Origin of the sequence: Streptomyces sp. NPDC041068 (genome assembly GCF_040647455.1) — a bacterium.
In the GTDB taxonomy this organism is placed as follows: domain Bacteria; phylum Actinomycetota; class Actinomycetes; order Streptomycetales; family Streptomycetaceae; genus Streptomyces.
On the sequence record NZ_JBEZCG010000030.1, the window covers coordinates 66308 to 85261 of the forward strand.

General features: G+C 73.6%; 12 protein-coding genes. 1 reads left to right on the forward strand and 11 read right to left on the reverse strand.

What is annotated here, in order from left to right:
- Positions 1 to 8 precede the first annotated feature (8 nt).
- Complete coding sequence (locus tag AB0B50_RS42350) at positions 9 to 839, forward strand: 4'-phosphopantetheinyl transferase superfamily protein (RefSeq protein WP_362342658.1); 831 nt, start codon at positions 9 to 11, stop codon at positions 837 to 839.
- Here AB0B50_RS42350 and AB0B50_RS42355 read toward each other — a convergent pair.
- From AB0B50_RS42355 to AB0B50_RS42405, 11 genes are all read right to left on the reverse strand, one after another.
- Entirely contained in the window at positions 740 to 1507 is a 768-nt protein-coding gene (locus AB0B50_RS42355) for a response regulator transcription factor (protein WP_362342661.1), read from the reverse strand. The genes AB0B50_RS42350 and AB0B50_RS42355 overlap by 100 nt on opposite strands.
- Positions 1508 to 1600: 93 nt before the next feature.
- Positions 1601 to 2581 (reverse strand): TauD/TfdA family dioxygenase, encoded by a 981-nt coding sequence (locus AB0B50_RS42360; RefSeq protein ID WP_362342664.1) that lies wholly within the window; start codon positions 2579 to 2581, stop codon positions 1601 to 1603.
- A gap of 93 nt (positions 2582 to 2674) precedes the next feature.
- Positions 2675 to 2893 carry an MbtH family protein gene (locus AB0B50_RS42365; RefSeq protein WP_362342667.1) on the reverse strand — a complete coding sequence of 73 codons (219 nt, stop codon included), beginning with the start codon at positions 2891 to 2893 and terminating at the stop codon, positions 2675 to 2677.
- Between the two features lie 79 nt (positions 2894 to 2972).
- A complete protein-coding gene (sbnA, locus tag AB0B50_RS42370) occupies positions 2973 to 3956 on the reverse strand; it encodes a 2,3-diaminopropionate biosynthesis protein SbnA (RefSeq protein ID WP_362342669.1) in 984 nt (327 codons plus the stop codon).
- 58 nt (positions 3957 to 4014) lie between these two features.
- Positions 4015 to 5076 (reverse strand): 2,3-diaminopropionate biosynthesis protein SbnB, encoded by a 1062-nt coding sequence (gene sbnB / locus AB0B50_RS42375; RefSeq protein WP_362342672.1) that lies wholly within the window; start codon positions 5074 to 5076, stop codon positions 4015 to 4017.
- A 92-nt stretch (positions 5077 to 5168) separates the two neighbouring features.
- Complete coding sequence (locus AB0B50_RS42380; RefSeq protein ID WP_362342675.1) at positions 5169 to 6191, reverse strand: TauD/TfdA family dioxygenase; 1023 nt, start codon at positions 6189 to 6191, stop codon at positions 5169 to 5171.
- A 51-nt stretch (positions 6192 to 6242) separates the two neighbouring features.
- On the reverse strand, positions 6243 to 8864 hold the full coding sequence (locus AB0B50_RS42385; protein ID WP_362342699.1) for an amino acid adenylation domain-containing protein: 2622 nt from the start codon (positions 8862 to 8864) through the stop codon (positions 6243 to 6245).
- A 156-nt stretch (positions 8865 to 9020) separates the two neighbouring features.
- A complete protein-coding gene (locus tag AB0B50_RS42390) occupies positions 9021 to 10229 on the reverse strand; it encodes an acyltransferase (protein WP_362342678.1) in 1209 nt (402 codons plus the stop codon).
- Positions 10222 to 11148: an alpha/beta hydrolase gene (locus AB0B50_RS42395; protein ID WP_362342681.1), complete on the reverse strand. Its 927-nt coding sequence runs from the start codon at positions 11146 to 11148 to the stop codon at positions 10222 to 10224. The genes AB0B50_RS42390 and AB0B50_RS42395 overlap by 8 nt, the downstream gene beginning before the upstream one ends.
- Positions 11149 to 11558: 410 nt before the next feature.
- Positions 11559 to 17228, reverse strand: coding sequence for an amino acid adenylation domain-containing protein (locus AB0B50_RS42400; protein WP_362342684.1), 5670 nt, complete (start codon positions 17226 to 17228; stop codon positions 11559 to 11561).
- Positions 17225 to 18954 (reverse strand): condensation domain-containing protein (locus AB0B50_RS42405; protein ID WP_362342687.1); only part of this gene is annotated, 1730 nt, incomplete at its 5' end. The genes AB0B50_RS42400 and AB0B50_RS42405, both read right to left, overlap by 4 nt.

The window sequence follows — 18954 nt, forward strand, 5'->3', positions numbered from 1 at the left end:
GAGGTGCCTTGTCGTCCAGTGCAACGCCGGTCCCCGGGGCCGAGCACGTCGACCGCGCCGCGCACGTGGTGTGTCACGTCTGGGGCGCGGCGCCGCTGCCCGCGCCGCACCGCTTCCTGCCGCTGCTCGGGGATGCCGAGCGCGCCCGTTTCGCCGCCTACGCGCACGAGGGCGACCGCGCCCGGTTCGTCACAGGGCGGATGCTCGCCAAGGCCGCGCTCTCCCATGAGTTGGGCACCGACCTCGAATCCGTCGTCCTGCGGGCCCAGTGCCCGGACTGCGGTGGCCCGCACGGCAAGCCGCGACCCCAAGGGGCCGCGGCCGACTGGGAGTTGTCCATCTCGCACTCGGAGGACCGGGTGCTCGTGGCCGTCGCCCAGGGCGGTCCCATCGGCCTCGACGTGGAGGAGCTCGCGGCTCCGGTGGACCTCGCCGCTCCTGGCGACGCCGATGAGCCCGCCGAGGCGGCGCTCGTGCTGACCCCGGCCGAGCGCGAGGCGCTGCGCGCGCTGCCGCCGGGCGCTCGCCGGCGGGCCTTTCTCACGTACTGGACCCGCAAGGAGGCCGTGCTCAAGGCCACCGGGCACGGCCTTGCCGTGCCCATGACCGACTTCACGGTCTCGGCACCCGACCGCCCCGCCGCGCTCGTGGAATGGAACGGGCCGGGCGGCGACTCCGTACGGGCCGTCCTGACGGATCTGACCGATCAGGAGCAGGGCGAACTGGCTCTCGGCGACGCCTATTTGGCCACGCTCGCGGTCCTGGGTACCGCGCCCGTCGAGGTGCGCGCCCACTCCGGTGCGGAGCGGATCGCCGCGGCGGTGCCTGCGCTCAGGTAGCGCAGCACCGCGAGGACGCGGCGGTTGGAGACGGCGGACTGGGCGAGGCCCAGTTTGGTGAAGATGCCCGCGACCCGTTTCTCCACCGTTCCGTTGGAGACCACGAGTTCGCGGGCGATCGCCGTGTTGGTGCGCCCTTTCGACATCAGGGCGAGGACCCCCAGCTCCTGGGGGCTGAGGGCGGACAGCGGGTCCGCCGCCTCGTGGACGCGCAGGGAGGCCGCCACGGCGTCGGGGTCAAGGACGATCTCGCCGTGGGCCACGCGGTTCAGGGCGCCCAGGAACCGCGTCTCGTCGAGGGTGCGGCGATGGAGGAGGTAGCCGGTGCCGGGTGCCGCGCCTCCGCTCGTCGACAGCAGGTCCGGCACGTGGTGTGCCTCCAGTTGGCGGGCGAGGACCAGTACGCCGGTGGCCGGGTGATCGCGGCGCAGTGCCAGGACTTCCGGCAGGTGTTCGGCATCGGCGACGACCATGTCCGGGCGGTGGGCGGCGACGGCCGTACGCAGGGTCGCGGCGTCGCCGGTGACCGCGACGACTTCGTGGCCGCCGCTGGTGGTGAGGGTGTGTGTCAGGCCCGAGCGGAGGAGGGGGAGGGGTTCGTCCACGACGATCCGCAGGGCGCGGGCAGGCGGGTGGACCGGTGGTCCGGTCAGTGCTGTCGGGAGCACGGCTCCTCTTCTCTGCGGGGGTACGGCTTCGGGCGGGGCCGGGGCGCGCTCAGATGCGCCGCCCGGCCCCGCCCGTCGGTGGTGGTGCCCCGCTCAGTCCAGTACGTAGCCGTCGTTCTCGCGGTGGGCGCGTGAGCGGCGGAGGTCGTTGAGGACGAAGGTGCGCTGCAGCCAGCGGTCGCGGCCGTCGTAGCGGGGGCGGAAGGCGGTGCGGCCGTGGACGGCCACGCGGTTGTCGACGACGGCGAGGTCGCCGGGGACCAGCTGGACCGTCTGCGCGGTCGACTCGAAGAGGTCCTGCAGCTCCCTCAGCGCGCGGGCGGCGCGGTCGGTGAGCGGGGTGGTCGCCGCCATGTCCACGCACAGGTCGGGGTCCTCGGGGGCGCCGAAGAGCACGGCGTGCGGGGCGTCGGCGCCGCCGGAGCCGAAGGAGGGCGGGGCCGCGGTGACGAACTCGTGGCTGAACAGCGCCTCGCGGCTCTCGTCGGAGAGCAGCGGCAGCACCTCGCGCACGCAGGCGGTGCGCAGACCGGCCACCCGCTCGTGGTCGGCCCGCAGGCAGAGCAGCATCACGTAGTCGGGGCGGTGCGGGTGGAAGGCGTTCTCGGTGTGGAAGGTGAGGAAGACCGAGCCGGCGTTGCCCTGGAAGTCCTCCTGGCCCGGACGGGGGATGACGTCCTGCACCAGGGCGCCGGTCTTCTCCGGGCGGAAGGCGGCGGGGTCGCCGAGGCCACAGGCGACGGCGGTCAGCACGCCCGCCGAGACGGTCGCGGTGCGCTGCACCGAGTTGGTCGCCGGCGGTGTGTCGGGCAGCGCCTCCTCGTCCACCGGAAGGCCGCGCACCAGCAGGGCACCCGTCCGGCCCGAGTCCCTGCGGTAGTCCCGCAGCGCCCGGCGCAGCTCGCCGGGGAACTCCGACCAGGCGTCGCGCGCCGCGGCCACCCACTCCGGGCTGTCCACCCGGCCCTGGGCCACTGTGCGAAGGCCGCGCGCGATCCGCTCGACGGCCTGCGCGCTGTACGGGTCGACCGTCACCGTCGGCGCGGAGACCCGGGATTCGAGTATTGCGGTCATTGATTCATCACCGTCTGATTGAGAAGTGAAGTGAAGTGAGTGGAGTGCGGGCGCCCGGGGCGGCGGGCCGCCGTCGACTGTTCGGGCGGCCGTTCAGGCGGCCGTGCCCGCCATCGCCGCGGCGACGCTGCGCGGGCGCATGTCCGTCCAGTTGGCGGTGATGTAGTCCAGGCTCTCCTGGTGGCCGGACTCGCCCTGGGCCACCTGCCAGCCGGCCGGGACCTCGGCGAAGGAGGGCCACAGGGAGTGCTGGCCCTCGTCGTTGACGAGGACGAGGTAGGTGCCGTCGGCGTTCTCGAAGGGGTTGGTCATCGGTGCGGTCCTTAGCGAGGAATGAGGAATGAGAAGTGAGGAATGAAGAAGAGGCGCGGCTGAAGGAGCGCCGGCGGGGTCAGACGGTGGCCGTGGCCAAGGGCGCCGTGGGGCCTTCCAGTACGTCCGGGCCGTACACGCCCTGCAGCCAGTTGGTCTGGTAGATGGTGTCCAGGTAGCGCTCGCCCAGGTCCGGGGAGAGGGCGACGGCTGTGCCGGTCGCGGCCCGGTCGGCCAGCCAGGATGCGGCGCCGCTGACGACCGTGCCGGTCGAGCCTCCGACGAGGAAGCCGCGGGAGGCCAGCCGGTGGCACGTCCGTACGGTCTCGGGCTCCGGCACGAGCACCACGTCGTCGACGAACGACTCGTCGAGCAGCGGCGGGCGGACGCCCGCGCCGAGGCCCGGGATCATGCGCGGGGCCGGTGGAGCGCCGAAGGTGACCGAGCCGACGCTGTCCACGGCGACGATCCGCACGTCCGAGCGGTGCTCCTTGAACCACCGGGCGCAGCCCATCAGGGTGCCGGTGGTGCCGGCGCCGACGAAGAGCGTGTCCAGGTCCGGGAACCGGCGGGCGATGGCCGGCGCGGTGTGCTTGTGATGAGCGCGCCAGTTGTTGGGGTTGGAGTACTGGTTGAGCCAGACGTAGCGCTCGTCGCTGTCGCACAGCTTCTGTACGTGGGCGATGCGGGCGCCCAGGAAGCCGGTCTCCGGGTCGGGCTCGGTGACGGTGTGCACCCGGGCTCCGAAGGTCTCCATCAACTGCCGGGTGGCGAGGTTGCAGCGGGAGTCCGTGACGCACAGGAAGCCGTAGCCCTTGCTGGCCGCGATCATGCTGAGCGCGACGCCCAGGTTGCCCGACGAGGACTCCACCAGGATCGAACCGGGGCGCAGCCGTCCTTCCCGCTCGGCGGCCTCGACCATTTCGGCCGCGGCCTTCTGCTTGACGGAGCCCGCGAAGTTCAGACCCTCGATCTTCAGGTAGAGCGGCAGGCCGAGGGTGGCGCGCAGGTCGACGTAGAGATCGTTCTCATTGAATTCCTGGGGTACCGAAATGATCGGCACGTTGTCCTCCTGTTCTCGGGGACGGTGGGACGGGCGGCCGGCGGCCGCCCGGAGCGGGTCAGCCGTAGCGCCGCATCTCGTGGAAGAAGTCCTCGACGACCGCCAGTTCGCCGGAGTCGAGCGCGGTGTCGTAGACGTGCTTGCCGAGCGCCAGGTCGAGGACGCCGAGGCCGAACGGCGAGAAGATCACCGGCCGGTCGGCGGCCGGCCGCAGGGCGCCGGTGAGGACGTCGTGGAGGGTGCCGTCGACGAAGTCGCGGTTGCCGACCTGCTGTTCGGCCAGGTGCAGCGAGGTGTTGGCCTTCAGACAGTGCTCCACGTCGTCCACGACGTTCGTCGCGCCGAGGACGACCTCGGGGGACAGGTCGCGCAGCGAGACGTGCAGGACCAGGGGGTTGTGCGCGAACCAGGCCGGGTCGGTGACGTGCGGGGTCGCCGCGACCGTGGCGAAGACGACGAGGTCGCAGGAGCGGATGAGGTCCTCGGCGCTCTCGCGCACGGTGACCTCCCCCGCGGTGCCCGTGCCGCGTACGTACGCGCTGAAGCCCGCGGCGTGCTCGGCGGAGAGGTCGTGCACCGCGACCTCGTCGAACTCCCAGCCGGTGCCCACCAGATAGGTGTGCAGGTAGCGGGCGATGAGGCCGGTGCCGAGGAAGCCCACGCGACGGGGGCGCTCACGGCCCTCGCGGGCCGCGCTGAGCTTGTCGGCGGCGAGCGCGGCCGAGGCCGCGGTGCGCGCCGCGCTGATGATGGAGCTCTCCAGGCAGGCCAGCGGGTAGCCCGTCGCGTGGTCGTTGAGGATCAGGACGGCGGAGGCGCGGGGGATGCCCGCGGCCACGTTCTCCGGGAAGCTGGAGATCCACTTCAGGCCGTCGACGCGGTTGCCTCCGGCGACCGAGGCGGGCAGCGCGATGATGCGCGAGCTCGGGCGGTCGGGGAAGCGCAGGAAGTACGACGGCGGGTTCTCGGTGGCGCCCTCGCCGTGCAGGCGGTAGGCGTCCTCGACGATTCCCATGACCTCCCGCTCCCGGCCTTCGAGGATGCGGTGCACCTGGGCGCCGGGGATCACGGCGAAGGAGGGGGTCGGGGGTGCGGGGGGTGTGGCTTGCGGATGGGGCATGGTTGTCTCCGTGTCGCCTGCGCACGCGGGGGCGCAGGGGAGTTGCTGGTGCTTTCTGCGAGTGCGGGCGGGTGCTGCCCGCGGACCTGCCGTCAGCTCTGGGCCATGACGTGGTCCGTGAGGCGGACCGGGTCGCCCAGGACCACGGCCACCTCGCGGTCGCCCTCGTAGGGCTCACGGCTGTGGGCCGTGCGGAGGTTGTCCACGAGGAGCACGTCGCCGCGCTGCCACGGCTCGCGGCGGGTGGCCGCCCGGTACGCCTCGTTGATCGTCTCCACGACGTCGGCGGGGACCGGCGTCCCGTCTCCGTACGCGGTGTCGAACGGCAGGCTGCCCGTGCCGTACATGTCCGTGAGGTACTCGCGGATCATCGGGTCGAGGGTCAGGCCGTTGAGGAACGCCGCCTGGTTGAACCAGACTTCCTCGCCGGTGACCGGGTGCTCGATCACCGCCGCCCTGCGCTGACGGGTGCGCAGCATGCCGTCCGCGAGCCACTCGGCCGCCACGGCGTGCTCGGCGCAGTAGGCGTCGACCTCCGTCTGGTCGGTCGTGCCGAACGCCTCCGTCCAGGCGACGCCGACCTCGTGGTAGCAGCGCTTGAGCAGCCAGCCATGGCGCCGGAAGGGCTCCACGACCTCGGCGGGCAGCGCCCGCAGCACGTCCTGGGAGTCGGCGACGGCCGTCGCGCCGCCCTCGGCGGGGGCGGTCAGGCAGCCGAAGACGGCGGTGGCCGGGACCTCGGCGGCATAGCTCAACTCGTGGTGCATGCACATCGGTTCGTCGTGCGGCCACTCGGAACCGGAGTGGACGCCGGCGCCCAGCTCGCGTCGGCTCGCGAAGCGCTCGTGCTCGGTCATCGGCCGGACGCCGAGGGCCTCGGCCACGGCCGCGACGTCGGCGGCGGTGGCCGCGTTCAGGCCGCGGAGGAGGAGGGCGCCGTGTTCGGCGAGCGCGCCGCGGATCGCTTCGCGGTTCGCCGCGGTCCATGTCGCGGCCTGGCCGGCCGGGACGTCGACGGTCAGGACCGGTGTGCGGCCCTGTTCGACGGTGGGGTCGAGGGCGGCGGTGGGGTCGAGGGCCGCGGTGGTCACCGCGGGTTCGAGGAGGGTGGTCATGGTGGGTCCTCTGGTGCTGGGTTGCGTTGCGGTCGTCGTTCGGCGCCGGGGCTAGCTCGGTACTGCCGCGCGTTCGTCGATCAGCGCGGCGAGGTCGGCCAGGATCGGGGTGCGGGACAGTTCCGTCACCGTGATGAGGCGGTCCAGGGCGATGACGAGGCGGAGCGCGGACAGGGACGTGCCGCCTGTTTCGAAGAAGTGGTCCAGGCGTCCGACGCGGTCCTCGGGGACCTTGAGGGCGGTGGCCCACAGGGCGGCAAGGCGGCGTTCGCCCGGGGTCTCGGGGGCCGGGCGGGACAGGGCGGCGGAGTCGGCGAGTTCGGCGGCGAGGGCGGTGAGCGCCTTCTTGTCGATCTTCCCGTTGGGGGTGAGCGGCAGGGCGTCGCGACGGTGCGCGTGGTCCGGGACCATGAAGACGGGCAGGTCCGCGGCGAGCGCCTCGCGCACGGGCCGTTCGTCGTCGGCCGCGTAGAAGGCGACCAGGTGCTTGCCCTCGCCCTCGCCCGCGACGACGACCGCGCCGTCCCGCACTCCGGCCGTCGTCAGGAGCCGGTTCTCGATCTCGCCGATCTCGATGCGGAAGCCGCGGATCTTCACCTGGGAGTCGCGGCGGCCCAGGAACTCCAGCTTGCCGTCGGGCAGCCAGCGCCCGAAGTCGCCGGAGCGGTACAGCCGTCCGCCCTCGCTGTAGGGGTCGGGGACGAAGGCGGCGCGGGTGCGCTCCTCGTCGTTGACGTAGCCGCGGCCGACGCACACGCCGGAGAAGACGATCTCGCCGGGGGAGCCCAGGGGCACCGGGGAGAGCCGTTCGTCCACGATCAGTACGCGGGCGTTGCGCACGGGCGGGCCGAGCGGCACCGAGGGGTGGTCCGGGACGCGGTCCATCACCTCGTGGTTGGTGTCGTCACAGGTCTCCGTGAGCCCGTAGGCGTTGACGAGCCGCACCTCGGGGAAGGCGGCGAACCAGCGCTCCACCAGTTCCTTCTTCAGCGCCTCGCCGGTGGCGGACACGCAGCGCAGCGAGGGCAGTTGACGGGGGCTGTCCTCCAGGTGGGAGAGGATCACCTCCAGGTACGAGGGGACCAGCTGGGCGACCTCGACCCGCTCGGCGTCGATCTTCTCCACGAAGCGGCGTACGTCCAGGACGACGTCCTGCTCGACGATCAGGGTGGTGCCGCCCACCAGGAGCGCGGCGACCAGCTGCCACAGGGAGATGTCGAAGCCCTGCGGCGCGGTCTGCGCCACCACCTTGTCCTCGCGTACCCCCAAGTCCTCGATCTTGGCGAGGAGATGGTTGACGAAGCCGGCGTGCTCGCACATCGCGCCCTTGGGCAGGCCGGTGGAGCCGGACGTGAAGTAGATGTACGCGAGTTGGTCGGCGGACACCTCCAGGCCCAGGTCCGCGTCTGTGTCTGTGTCTGTGCCCGTGTCTGTGACTGTGCCTGTGTCCGCGTCCGTGTGCGCCGCGTCGCCGGCGGCGGCCATCAGGTCGTCCAGGTGGCCGGTGGTGACCGAGTCGAGTCCGGCGACGGCCTCGTCCAGGGCCGGGGCCGCGTTCCGCTGGGCGAGCACCCAGCGGCAGTCGGCGCGGGTGAGCACGGTGGTGATGCGGCCTGCCGGGAAGTGCGGCTCGACGGGCAGGTAGGCGCCGCCGGCCTTGAAGACCGCGAGGACCGCGGCCAGCCACGACAGGTTCCGCTCGGCGACGACGGCGACGACGTCCTCGTCCCGCAGCCCGCGCGAACGCAGGCTCCGCGCAATGCGGTTGGCCCGCCGGTTGAGCTCGTCGTAGGTCCAGCGCTCGGTGCCGTGCACGGCCGCGACGCGGTCCGGGTGCAGCCGCACCCGCTCCTCGAAGAGCTCGTGGAAACGGCGGTCCGGCAGCTCCCGCTCCGGCCCTGCCAGGCCCTGAAGCTGGTGGGTCGTCTCCTCGGCGCCGAGCAGGGACCGCTCGTGGTGCGGTCCTTCGGGGTCGGCGGCCAGCGCACGCAGCGCGGTGAGCAGATAGCCGGCGGCGCGGGCCGCGAACTCGCCGTCGAGGGCGTGCGGGCGGTGGCGCACGACCAGTTCGGCTCCTGCCTCGCCGTCCGTGCCGTCCGTACCGTCCGTGCCGTCCGTGGCCGCTTGGCCGAAGCCGGTCGCGAGGAGGGTGTCCGGGGCGAGGTCGCCGTCGGCCGGGGCGCGGTCGACGACCAGCACGGCATCGAACAGCGGCCCGGTGCGGCGCAGTTCGGTGCGCAGGCCGGCGAGGGGGTGGGCGTGGTGCCGCTCGGTGGCCTCCACCGCACGGGCCGCCCGCCCGACGAGCTCGCGCCAGCTTCCGTCCCCGACGGTGACCCGGCACGGCAGCGGCTCGGCGTAGCCCTCGCGCAGATAGCCGGTCACCACCTCCCGGTCCCCGGTGAGCGCGGCCAGCACCTTCGCGTGCGCGGCGAGCAGCACCGCGCCCACGGGGACGCCCAGTTCACCGGCCGTACGGGCGGCCAGCGCGGCGACAGCACCCGAGCCCGGAGCGCGGTGCGCCGCGCTCGCGGACGGGTGCTCCGTCGTGCCGGGCGCCTTCGTCCAACGCGGCAGTGCGGTGAAGCCGCCGGCGGTGAGTACCTCCCGCCAGTGGTTCTCTCCCTCCGCGGCACCGGCCGAATCCGGCCCGTGCTCGTCCGCCCAATTCACCACGCGCGTAACCCTCCACCCGGAAAATTCATCGGAATGCTTTGTCTCCCACCGATATCGCAGTGGTGTGAGAAACAGTAGGCGGCGGTCTTATCGCCGGAATATCAATTCAACTCTGGCCCGTGAAAAGGCCCTTCGGGGCCATTGCGCCGGGGGTCACCCGTGGGGGGTGCCGCCTCCGGACGTCCTGACGGTCGTAAGGCGCGGCGCCGGGCGTCGCTCCGTCCGGGCCGACCCACGGCCGTGTTCCAGGTGCCGGAACGACAGCACCAAGGCCACCAGGACCAGCGCGAACACGGGGAGCCACAGCAGCCGTTGGACCGCCCACGCGGCCGTGACCGGCGAGGTGTGCAGGCCCACCAGACGCCCGGCCGACAGACCCACGGACGTGGTCAGCAGCATCGCGGTCTGGTGCCACAGGAACACCGTCATCGCCGTGAGGTTCAGCGCGGCCACCGCCGCCCACGCCACGGGCCGGCTCATCAGGCGTCGCAAGGGTCCGCGCAGCGCCAGCGCCAGGCCCGTCTGGGCGAGGCCGAAGCAGACGGCCGCGAGCGTGGGCGGGTTGAGGTTGGAGGTCTCCTGACCCGGCACCCCGACCATGCTCGCCGGATAGCCGCCCCACACCACGAGCGCGACGGTGGCCGCGGCCCCGCCGGCCAGCAGGGCCAGGGGGACGCGCCGCCCCTTGAAGGCCCCGCCCGCCCAGGCCGCGCCCAGGGTGTACGGGACGAGCCAGCCGGCCACCACGTTCAGCCAGCCCAGCTGCTCCGGCGCCGCGAGCGCGAACCGCCCCGCGTCCACCGCCGCGACCGTGCCGACCGGCAGCGCCGCGGCCCACGGCCCCAGCGCGCGCACCAGCGCCACCACCGCCGGTGTGGCGGCCGTCAGCAGGGCGAAGACGCACAGGAACCACAGCGGGGAGACCACGAGGTTCAGCAGCGTGTGCACCGTGTACCAGCCGGCGTTGTCGGCGGTGAGCCAGACGGCGGTCAGCGCCCAGACGCCGAGCACGGCCAGCACGGGACGCGTCAGTCGGGCGAGTCGCCGCCCCATCCAGTGCCCGTACGGAACACCCTTCGCGCGGGCCGAGGTCCAGCTGCGGGCCGCGGAGAACCCGCCGACCAGGAAGAACACCGCCAGGGTCTGCAGCACCCAGGACAGCGGGGTGAGCGGGGGCAGATGGTGCAGCGGGCTGTCCGCGTAAAGGCGCCCGTCCGCGTCCTGGACGATGGCCGTCACCAGCCAGTGGCCCAGCACGACACCGCAGATGGCGAAGGCGCGCAGCGCGTCCACGGCGCGGTCGCGCTCCGGCGGCGTCGCGGCGTCGACGCGGCGTGCGAGCGCGCGTATCGGTTCACGCACGGCGGGCCCCCTCCGGGGTCACGGCCTCGGCACGCCCGAGGGCGATCCGGGCCAGGTTGTGCAGGGAGGTGCTGCCGGGCCGCAGATAGTCGCCGTGGCCGCCGGTGCCGGTCGCGAAGCGGCGGGCGCCGAAGGACGGGGACATCGGGTCGGCGCCCAGGCCCAGCGTGATGTCGAAGGGAAGCTGGATGGAGACGTGCGGGACGCGTGAGATGCCGTCGCCGCTCGCCCGGCCCGCCCAGATCCGCGCGGCCGTGTGCAGGCCCGACGCGGTGGTCACGCCGCTGCCGGGACTGCCGTAGAAGGCGATGTCCGTCACGTCGAGGCCGTGCGCTGCGCTGGCGCACACCACCGAACCGTAGGAGTGACACAGCAGGTTGGCGCGTGCCCGCGGCGCCGCGGAGCGCAGTTCGCCGAGGAAGGCGCGCAGGCTGCCCGCGCCGTCCTCGGCCCGGCCCGGGGTGATGACCGCGCCGCCGATGGTCTCCGGGGTGCGGTAGCCGAGCCAGGCCACCACCGCGTGGTGGCCGTGCGGGTCGTCGCGGCGCAGCTGCGCGTCCAGCGCGCGTGCTCCGCCGCCGGGGGCCGCCCAGGCGGAGCCGTGGGTGTCGAAGTGCCGCAGGGTGGTGTCCGCGCCGGGTACGAGCACGGTCACCGTCCTGGCGGTGGCGAGATCGCCGAGAACCTCCACTGCCCGGCCGCGGCCGTCGAAGGACAGGAACCGCCGGTCCGGCGCGGCGAGGGCGCGCAGTGCGCCGGCCTGCTCCGTGTCGTCGGCCCGTTCCGCGGCGAGGGCGGCGTCCTCGATCGCGCCGCGGTTCAGGGCGTAGCGCCGCGCAAGGGTGTCCGGGGCCATCGCGGGAAGCTCCGGGGGCGCGGGGGCCTGCCAGACGTCCGCGTTCGAGTGAGCGCCGGTCACCGGGACGACCACCGCGGCGGCGAGGGTGGCGGCGAGGATTCCCCGCCGCAGGGGACGGGGTATCGCCGCTGTTCGCCGTCTCCACGGTGTCCGGGGTCTCCATGGAGCCTGGTGCCCCCTTATGACGTTGTCCTCCGCTTCGTCCGGCACGAACACGACCTCCGACTTGCTGTGTCGCTGCGTCGGGGCCCGCGCGGTGCTTTTCGCCCGCGGAACGCTCCCGACATGGAACTGGTGGCCAGGAGCCTAAGGAGGCGAATTATCGGGGGACTATCGCGGCAATTCCCTTTCGGTAAGCGTGTTCGGTGAGTGTGTTCGGTATGCGTGTTCGGTGAGCGTGAAGGCCGGTATTCGTGGAATTCGGATGCGCCGGGCGGGCCGCACGCGCGGCCCGCCCGGCGTCCCTCGGGTCAGGCCAGGGCCGGGACCTTGGCGAGGCGCTCCTCAAGGAGGCGGCCGATCTCGGCGAGCGGACCCGGTTCCGTCATGCGCTCGTGGGTGGTGGCGACCTCCACGAGGTCCACGGTGCCGGTGATGTACGGCGTCCAGGCGCTCGGGTCGGCCCAGTCGCGGCGGTTCTCCGTGGCGACGACGAGGAGCATGTCCCCGTCGTACGGGGCCGGTTCGGCCGGGGTGACCAGGCGGACGTTGTTCACCAGGACGTCGAGGACCGCGGAGCGCTGGGACTCGTCCAGGTGGCGGGACTCGCTGTTGCCGCGGCCCATGTAGCCGACGATGCGGGAGCGCACCTCGTCGAGGCCCGCGGGCACCTCGTCGGACTCGCCGTGCATGCGGGCGTACGCCTGGAACATGTCGGTGAGGATGCGGTCCGCTTCGAGCGGCTCCTTGCGGTCGGCCTCCACGGGGTAGGAGTCGAGCAGGGCCAGCAGGCCCACCTCCTCGCCCTGGACGCGGAGTTCGGCCGCGACGGCCTGGGCGAGCGCGCCGCCCAGGGACCAGCCCACCAGGTGGTAGGGGCCCGACGGCTGCACGGCGCGCATCTGCGCCACGTAGTCGGCGACCATCTCCGCCAGCGACCCTGCCGGGCGCTCCTTGCCGTCGACGCCCCGCGACTGCAGGCCGTGGACCGGCTGGTCGACGTCGAGGGCGCGCAGCAGGCCCGCGTAGCACCAGCTGAGGCCGCCGACCGGGTGGACGGCGAACAGCGGCGGGCGCTCACCGGAGGCGCGCAGCGGCAGCAGGACGTCGAAGCCGCCGGCCGCCTCTCCCCCGTCGATCCGCTCCAGGAGCGCCGCCGGGGTGGGCGCCGCGAAGACGGTGCGCACCGAGACCTCGGCGCCCAGCGTCAGGGCGATCAGGCCCGCCAGCCTCGACGCGAGCAGCGAATGGCCGCCGAACTCGAAGAAGTTGTCGTCGATGCCCATCCGCTCCACGCCGAGGACCTCGGCGAACAGCCCGCACAGGACCTCCTCGCGGCCGGAGCGCGGAGCACGCCCCGCGGGGGCGGCCGGCGGCTCGGGCAGGGCCTTGTGGTCGACCTTGCCGTTGGGCGTCAGCGGCACCTCGTCGATGGCCACGAAGGCCGAGGGGACCATGTACTCGGGCAGGCGGCCGAGCAGCCGGGAGCGCAGGGCGGTGAGGTCGCCCGTGCCGGGGGCGGGGACCACGTAGGCGACCAGGCGCTGAACGCCGGGCCGGTCCTCGCGGATCATCGCCACGGCGCGCTCCGCCTCGGGCTGTGCGGCGACGGCGCTCTCGACCTCGCCGAGCTCGATGCGGAAGCCGCGCAGCTTCACCTGGTTGTCGGCGCGGCCGACGAACTCCAGCTGTCCGTCGCGGCGCCATCGCACCAGGTCGCCCGTGCGGTACATGCGCGATCCCGCCGCCCCGAAGGGGTTGGCGACGAAGCGTTCGGCGGTGATGCCGGGGCGGCGCAGGTAGCCGCGGGCCAGGCCGTCGCCCGCCAGGTACAGCTCGCCCGCGACGCCTGCGGGCACCGGGCGCAGGCCCGCGTCGAGGACGTACGCCTGGGTGTTGGCGATCGGGCGGCCGATGGGCTGCGGGCCGGGGGCGGCCGGGTCGCACAGGGCGGAGGCGACTTCGACGGTCGCCTCGGTCGGGCCGTAGCCGTTGACCATGCGGCGGCCGGGGGCCCAGCGGGCCACCAGGTCGGGGGCGCAGACCTCGCCGCCGACGATCAGGGTGCGCAGCTCGGGCAGGTCCACGGCGGGCAGCCCGGCGAGCACCGAGGGCGGCATGTGGGCGTGGGTGACGCGGTGTTCGACGAGGAAGTCCGCCAGCTCCTTGCCGACCGGGGTGCGCTCGGGCACCACGAGGGCGGCGCCCGAGAGCAGCGCCATGCACAGCTCCGAGACCGACACGTCGAAGCTGGGCGAGACGAACTGGATGACCCGGCTGCCCGGCCCCGCCCCGTGCAGCGTGCGGTGGCTGTGGGCGAGTCCGGCCAGGCCGCGGTGGGTGACCACGACGCCCTTGGGCGTGCCGGTGGAGCCGGACGTGTGGATCACATAGGCGGGGTGGTCCGGGCGCAGCGCCGCCCGCCGGTCGGCGTCGGTGGGGGCGGTGGCGGGCCGGGCCGCGACGGCGGCGGCGAACGCCGGGTCGTCGAGGAGCGCGGCCGGGGCGTCGCCGGGCAGACCGGCGGCCAGCGCCGTGCTGGTGACGACGCACACGGGGTCGGTGCCGGCCAGCATCAGCGCGAGCCGCTCCGCCGGGTAGGCGGGGTCCATCGGCACGTAGGCGGCGCCGGCCTTCACCGTGGCGAGCAGGGCGACGACCAGTTCGGCCGACTTCGGCAGGGCGAGGGCGACGAAGCGCTCCGGTCCTGCCCCCAGGGCGATCAGCTGGTGGGCGAGGCGGTTGGCACGCTCGTCGAGCTCGCGATAGGTGAGCGAGGCGCCCGCGCAGACCACGGCCTCGGCGTCCGGCGTACGGGCGGCCTGGGCCTCGAACAGCGTGGGCAGCGGGGCCCGGTCGAGTTCGAGGGCGGTGTCGTTCCAGCCGGTGAGCAGTCGCTCGCGCTCCTCGTCGGCGAGCGTGGTGAGCGCGCTGAGCGGGGTGGCCGGGGTGGCCGCGGCGGAGGCGAGCAGCCTGCTCAGGCGGTCGGCCAGGTCCTGGGCGCTCTCGCGGTCGAACAGCGCCGTGGCGTACTCGACGATGCCGCGAAGACCGGCGGGCTCGCCGTCGGCGGTGTGGCTCTCCGCGACGCTGAAGGACAGGTCGAACTTGGCGACGCCCGCGCCGGTGGCGCCGAAGTCGACGCTCAGGCCGGGCAGTTCGAGTGAGGGCCCGGTGTTGTTCTGGAAGGCCAGCATCACCTGGAACAGGGGGTGCGCGGCCGCCGAGCGGACCGGGTTGACGGCCTCCACCAGGCGCTCGAAGGGGATGTCCTGGTGCGCGTAGGCGGCCAGGTCGGCCTCCCGCACCCGGCCGAGGAGCTCGCCGAAGGTGGGGTCGCCGGAGGTGTCGGTGCGCAGGACGAGGGTGTTGACGAAGAAGCCCACCAGGTCGTCGAGGGCCTCGTCGCCGCGGCCCGCGACGGCCGTGCCGATCGGGATGTCGGCCCCCGCGCCGAGGCGGTTGAGCAGGGCGGCCAGGCCCGCCTGGACGACCATGAAGAGGCTGCAGCGGTGGGCGCGGGCCAGGGAGACCAGGGCGCGGTGGGTGGCGGCGTCCACCGACAGCTCCACGTAGTCGCCGCGGTGGTCCGCGACGGCCGGGCGCGGCCGGTCGGTCGGCAGGGGAAGCAGCTCGGGGGCGTCGGCCAACTGCTCGGTCCAGTAGGCGAGTTGCTTGCCCAGGACGCTCTGCGGGTCGGTGTCGTCGCCGAGCAGCTCGTGCTGCCACAGGGTGTAGTCGGCGTACTGCACCGGCAGCGGCGTCCAGGAGGGTGCGGTGCCCGCGGTGCGGGCGGTGTACGCCTCGGCCAGGTCGCGGACGAGCGGGGCGACCGACCAGCCGTCGCCCGCGATGTGGTGAAGGAGCAGGAGCAGGACGTGCTTCTCCTCGCCCTGCGAGTGCCTCTCCTCGTCCTGCGAGTGCTCCTCCCCGCCCAGCGTGAACAGGGTGGCCCGCAGCGGGGTTTCGAGCGCGAGGTCGAAGGGGCGGCGGGCGGCATCGGCCAGGACCTCGTCGAGCCGCTCGGCGCGGGTGTGCGTGACCGTCAGCTCGGGCCGGTGCTCCCGCGCGTCCAGGATGCGCTGGTGGGGGACGCCGTCGAGCTCGCCGAAGAGGGTGCGCAGACTCTCGTGGCGGGCGACGACGTCGGCAAGGGCGGCGCGCAGCGCGTCCGTGTCGAGGCGGCCGGTCAGGTGCAGCGGCATGGGGATGTTGTACGTGGCGCTCGGGCCCTCCAGGCGGTCGAGGAACCACAGCCGCCGCTGGGCGAAGGAGACCGGTACCTGCTCCGGGCGCTCCATGGCGCGCACCGGCTCCCGGGCGGTGCCCCCCTGGTGGAGGCGCTGGGCGAGCAGGGCGACGGTCGGGGCCTCGAAGAGGGCGCGCACGGGCAGTTCGGCGCCGAAGGTCGCCCGGACCCGGCCGAGCAGCTTGATCGCCGAGAGGGAGTGGCCGCCCAGGTCGAAGAAGTCGTCGTCCACCGTCACGGCGGGCTTGCCGAGGACTTCGGCGAAGAGCCCGCACAGGATCTCCTCCTGCGGCGACGGCTCGTGGGCGCGGCGTGCGCGGGCGCCGGGGGCTGCTTCCTCGTCGGCCGAGGTCTGCTCGTCGGCCGCGGTCCGCTCGGCGGTCACGACGGGCACGAGGGCGCGCTGCTCGTCGGTGAGCGGCTCGATGCCGGCGAGCGACAGCTCCGGCCGCTCCACGGCCGCACGGACCAGCTGCTCGACGCGGTCGACGACGACACCGGCCGCGGCCTCGTCGAAGAGGTCGGGGCGGTACTCCAGGCGGATGTGCAGTCGGCGGCCCGCCATGCCGGCGATCAGGCGCAGCGGGTAGTGGGCGGCGTCCTTGCCGGAGACGCGGGCGACCCGCACCCCGGCGATGTCCTGCTTCTTGGAGTCGTCGGACGGATAGTTCTCCACCGTGAGCGCGGTGTCGAACAGGTCGCCGTGCCCGGCCAGGCGCTGCACCTCGCCGAGGCGCAGCTGCTGGTGGGCGAGGAGGTCGGCCTGCTCCTCCTGGAGCCGCGAGAGGTTCTCGGCGATGGAGGCCGAGCGGTCGAGGCCGACGCGGACGGGGACGGTGTTGATGAACAGGCCGACCATCGTCTCGATGCCGGGGATCTCCGGCGGGCGGCCGGAGACCACCGAGCCGAAGACCACGTCGTCGCGGCCCGTCAGCTCGGCGAGGGTCAGCGCCCAGACGCCCTGCAGCAGGGTGTTGACGGTCAGGTTGCGGGCCCGCGCCATCGTCTCCAGGGAGGCGGTGAGCTCCTCGGGCAGATCGGTGGAGCGGTACTCGGGGAGCACGCCTGCCCGGTCCGGGTCGACCGGCGCCACCAGGGTCGGCCCCGCGAGGCCGGCCAGGGCGCGGCGCCAGGCGTCCTTGGCGGCCGCCGTGTCCTGGCGGGCGAGCCAGGACAGGTACTCGCGGTAGGGGGTGACCGGCGGGAGGGTCGCGTCCGAGCCGTGCTCCTTGTACAGCGTGAGCAGTTCGCGGAGCAGGACGGGCGCCGACCAGCCGTCGATGAGGATGTGGTGGTTGCTCATCACCAGGCGGTGAAGGCCGGTGGCGAGGCGGACGAGGGTGAAGCGGAGCGCCGGCGGGGCGGCGAGGTCGAAGCGGCGCACCCGGTCCGCCTCCAACAGCGCGGTCAGCTCCGCCTCTTGGGCACTCTCGTCGAGGCCGGACAGGTCGACGTCGGACCAGGGCAGCTCCACCTCGCGGTGGATCACCTGGATGGCCTGGCCGTTCTTGCGCTGCCGGAAGCCGGCCCGCAGGTTGGCGTGGCGGCGCAGCAGGGCGCGGGCCGCGGTGCGCAGCCGCTCGGCGTCGAGCGGGCCCTCCAGGTCCAGGAAGAGCTGGGTGTTGTAGACGTCCGTGCCCGCTTCGTCGGCGAGCGCGTGGAAGAGCAAGCCCTCCTGCAAGGGGGAGAGAGGCAGGACATCCTCAAGGCCTGAAGTCTTCATGCTCTTCATGCGATTTCCCTCAATTCCGCTTCAAGATCGTCGATTTCGTCCTGGCTCAGCTCGACCAGCGAGAGATCGGACGGGGTGTGGCCGCCCACACCCGTGGTGGCCGTGCTGTCGACCAGGGCCCGCAGCATGCGGAACCAGCACTCGGCCAGTTCGCGGACCTCGGTCTCGGTGAAGAGCGCCGCGGGCCAGGTCCACACAGCGCTGAGCTGCGGGCCCTGTGGGCGGTCCTCGGTGATCGCGTTGATTTCGAGGGCGTGCCCCACGGGCATGTCCTCGTCGCGGGGCGCCGGGCCCCGCACGCCGGGCGCGACGGCCCAGTCGGCGGTGGTCGCCGTCCCGCCCGCGGCGGGGAAGCGGCCCAGGTAGTTGAAGCCGATCTGCGGCGCGGCCCGTCCGGCGAGCCGCGGCGCGGTCTCCGGGTTGAGATGGCGCAGCAGGCCGTGGCCGATGCCGTTGTCCGGCAGTTCCCGCAGCTGTTCCTTGACCCGCTTGAGGGCCTGGCCGAGCGCGGGCCCGGCCTCCCGTACGTCGGTGGCGGTCACCGGTCCCGGGTCCAGGCGGACCGGGAAGAGCGAGGTGAACCAGCCGACGGTGCGGGAGAGTTCGGCCCCCTCGACGATCTCCTCGCGGCCGTGGCCCTCCAGGTCGAGCAGGAGCGGTCCCGCTGCCTGGCCGCGCCGCTCGCGGTGCTCGCGCACGGCGAGCGCGAGTCCGGTCAGGAGTACGTCGTTGACGCCCCCGTGGAAGGCGGCGGGCACGGAGGTCAGCAGGGGCTCGGTGACCTCGGCCGGCAGCCGCAGGGTGACGGAGACGGTGGTGCCCGCCAGGTCCCGCGCCGGGTCGAAGGAGACCTGGCCCAGGAGCGGGTCCGGGGTGCCCATGACCTCGGTCCACACGGGCAGTTCGGCCGTCCGGGCGGGGGTGGCGGCGGCCTCGGTGAGCCGCTGGGACCAGCGGCGGAAGGAGGTCGGCACCGGATCGAGGGCGGGGGTGGCGCCGCCCTCGGCGCCCGCCCAGGCGGCGGCCAGGTCGGGGAGCAGGATTCGCCAGGACACGCCGTCGACGACCAGGTGGTGGGCGACGAGCAGCAGCAGTCCCGGTCGGCCGGTCCCGGCGTCGAACCACACCAGCTGGAGCACGACCCCGGAGGTGGGGGCGAGGCGTCGGCGGGCGGCCTCGCCGTGCTCGGCGACGGCGTCGGCCAGGGCGGCTTCGCCCAGGCCCGTCACGTCGACGCGGCGCAGGCAGTCGGCGGCGGTGACCGAGCCGGGGGCGGTGATCTCGGCGGACCACGCGTCGCCGGTCAGCCGCATCCGCAGGGCGTCGTGCCGGTCGAGCAGGGCCTGTACGGCCCGGTGCAGGCGGTCCTCGTCGGCGCCCGCGGGCACCTGGACCACCATCGACTGGTTGAACCCGTCGCAGGAGCCGCCGAGTTCACGCAGCCAGTGCATGATCGGCGTCAGGGGCAGGGTGCCGACCCCGGCGTCGGGGGCCTCCTCGACGGCCGTGCCGGTCGCCTCCACGACCAGGGAGAGTGCCGCCACCGACCGGTGCTTGAAGACGTCCCGTGCGGTGAACACGAGCCCGGCCTTGCGAGCCCGGCTGACGAGCTGGATGGACAGGATGCTGTCGCCGCCGAGTTCGAAGAAGTTGTCGTCGATACCGGCGCTCTCGATGCCCAGGACCTCGGCGAAGAGCCCGCAGAGGATCTCTTCGCGCGGGGTGC